The organism is Halobaculum sp. EA56, assembly GCF_051195075.1.
Lineage (GTDB): Archaea > Halobacteriota > Halobacteria > Halobacteriales > Haloferacaceae > Halobaculum.
Genome location: NZ_JBNTJX010000060.1, coordinates 1 through 2,774 on the forward strand (window position 1 = coordinate 1; position 2,774 = coordinate 2,774).

The 2,774-nt window shown below is 51.0% G+C and carries 3 protein-coding genes; 1 reads left to right on the plus strand and 2 read right to left on the minus strand.

Going from position 1 to position 2,774, the window contains the following annotated elements:
• Nucleotides 1-156: 156 nt before the first annotated feature.
• Nucleotides 157-1,104, plus strand: coding sequence for a DNA adenine methylase (locus ACQUQ1_RS21845; RefSeq protein WP_435066308.1), 948 nt, complete (start codon nt 157-159; stop codon nt 1,102-1,104).
• 5 nt (nt 1,105-1,109) lie between these two features.
• Here ACQUQ1_RS21845 and ACQUQ1_RS21850 read toward each other — a convergent pair whose 3' ends face one another.
• Nucleotides 1,110-2,165, minus strand: coding sequence for a restriction endonuclease (locus tag ACQUQ1_RS21850; RefSeq protein ID WP_435066309.1), 1,056 nt, complete (start codon nt 2,163-2,165; stop codon nt 1,110-1,112).
• A 363-nt stretch (nt 2,166-2,528) separates the two neighbouring features.
• Nucleotides 2,529-2,774, minus strand: a 246-nt coding sequence (locus ACQUQ1_RS21855; RefSeq protein ID WP_435066310.1) for a YegP family protein, incomplete at its 5' end; no start/stop codon positions are given.

Consider the following 2,774-nt stretch of genomic DNA (forward strand, 5'->3'; position numbering starts at 1 on the left):
CATGGTCCAGCCGCTCCTCAAGTGGGCCGGGGGCAAGCGCCAGCTCCTGCCCGAGATCACGGCGCGGTTCCCCGTCGCGTCCGTGTGTTATTCCCTGTCGATGTGGGGTTTCGGAGCAAGGATCTTTATAGGGTAAGGTTTTAGTATAGAACATAGATGGTGGAGCCGATACTCAAGTGGGCAGGAGGGAAGAGGCAAATCCTGGACGCCATTAAAGAATCCCTCCCGCCCAAAGAAGACGTCAACCGCTACCACGAGCCATTCGTTGGTGGCGGTGCACTCTTCTTCGACACGGCCCCGCATCCGCCGGGCTCAACAATTAATGACATTAATACTCGTCTCATCTCGTTTTACAAAGTAGTCGATGAGCGGCCTAAAGAACTCATTCAGAAACTTCGGGATTTTAAGCCACCGAACGCTACTCCCGACCCCAATAGAGAATACAGCGACGAAGATTGGAATGGTGGTGAGGTAGATAATTACTACTACCAGCAACGAGAGTTGTTCAATAGAAGGCCTCGAGGGGAAGATTTCGACAAAGTTGAGGAGGCCGCACTACTTCTGTATTTGAACAGAACTTGCTACAATGGGCTATACCGTGAGAACAACAGCGGTGAGTTCAATGTCCCGATTGGTCGCCACTCGTCAGCCAATTGGGTGATGGCTGATCGAATTCGTCAAGCAAGCAAAGTCCTTTCTGACATCGAGATGTTCAATGAGGACTTCAATTACATAAAAAAGAACGCGAAATCCGGCGATCTCGTGTACTTTGACCCGCCATACGAGCCCGTGAGCCGTTCCTCAAGTTTTGTAGAATATCATCACAGTGCTTTCGGAACGGAACAACAGGAGCGACTTCGAGATACAGCATTGGAACTAGCTCGTAACGATGTGTGGGTAGTCATTTCAAATTCTCCGCCAATGGAAGAACTCTATGATGTATTTGATGAATTCATTATTCACGACATTGGCGCAAAGCGTCAGATAAACTCCGTCGCTTCGGACCGCGATGAAGTACAAGAGATCATCGTGACAAACGTACCGGAGAATAATCGGCGTGAGAAGTTGAAGAAGTTAGATTCGTGGATGGAACCGGAGGCCTAGTGATGCTAAAGCAAACGTTCCTTTTCAGTTAAATATTCGTACTTAACCGTGTTTTTCGTGTGTTTGCGGTTGATCTCGGGGAGCATCTGGAGCCACTGACCTACCGTAGAGACACGTCGGTCTGATGTCGTTCGATTTAGAGCGACTTCTTTGAAGAATAGGTCTTTGAGTTCGTCATTCGAAACTTCGTCCTGTTCCTGAATTTCTGGAAGAAGTCGTCTCATAATCTCCATTTCTCGGATATGTTTGATTAGGTGGGTTTCTGCCTCCTCAGCACGATCTTCTTGCAGTAACTTTACGTATTCTTGACCATCGCGGGTGAGGCCCCACCGACGCATCTTTTCTCCCCGGTACTCTCCCATCGTATCCTTGTGGACGTAGTTCAACGCCCAACCTGCCATAGCGTAGTAGTCCGCCTGCCGTGAACGCCATTCTTTGTTCGTGTGAGTCTTCATATAGTCCCGAATCTCAGGTTTATATCGATACCCTTGATCTATCGCCTGTAAGACAATATTGAGATACGGAATTTTGTTCGCCTGTGGTACCTTATCACTCGGAATGAGTTCATCGCCTGTTGTTTCGTCGAATATTTCCCAGAACTCTGGGTCGAGTTTCAAATCCTCTCGGTCGTCGGGATTGGGATAAATAACGCCTAGTTGGTATTCCAACATGATATTAAGAATATCATCTCCATCGATGAGTGTAATCGGTATGTTCGAATCTGATACTTCTTCATGGGCGTTATCCCTAAATGAGCTACTGGTAATGTAGCTACCCACGTTACATTTATTTGTAGTTAAAGAACCAACAAATGTTCTAATCGAAGGACCTCCGATATTATCGGAGTACTGCTTTACTTGGCCACCGAATTTCACGTCAACAAATTCGTGTCCGATGTACCCTTGGAGGTCAAGTCCGCGGTCGCCTTGGAAAGGCGTTAGTTGGATGTATGCAGGACCCTCAACCTCCTCTGTTAATATCTTGCAGAACTGTTCGAACTGCTCCGGCGTGAGGCCCATGTACCGTTCCCGGATTTCGACACGGGCCTCCTGCACATCCATCATTAGTTCGGGATTGTCGTTGCTGTGTCAAAAGCGTAGGCATTATTATATCTCTATTTTCAGAGAAAATATTTGAAAGATAAGTATAACATTAAATATTATTTCACAACTGCTTCCCTCTACAAGCGCCAGAACAATGCTTTCGTGACGCTCGTTTTTTCTCGTGAATATTTATAGGCAAAAAATCGGTCTCGGTACCACGAGCCGTTCGTCGGCGGCGGCGGGGTCTTCTTCTACCTGGAGCCGGACGGCGGGTCGATCAACAGCGACGGCGACGAGCAGCGCCGGACGACGCTGTCGGAGTACAGCCAACGTCGCCAGAACGGGCCGAGGGGGGACCCGAGGGACCGCGCTCGCGGCGACCTACTCCTCGCTCGCCCCGTCCGCGCCGTCCCCCGCCTCGTCGGCGTCTCCGACGCCCTCCTCCTCGACCGGCGCGTTCGGCGCGTGTCGCTTCACCCGGTTGACGGCGTCGATGGCGCCCGAGCGGGAGGCGTACCCCTCCCCCGAGGTGCCCAGGATCGTCCCGTTCCGGTGGCGCAGGCGCCAGCGGTAGTCACCGCCGGCGTCCTCGTACACCTCGACGGCGGCCGTGGCCATCGTGAGCCG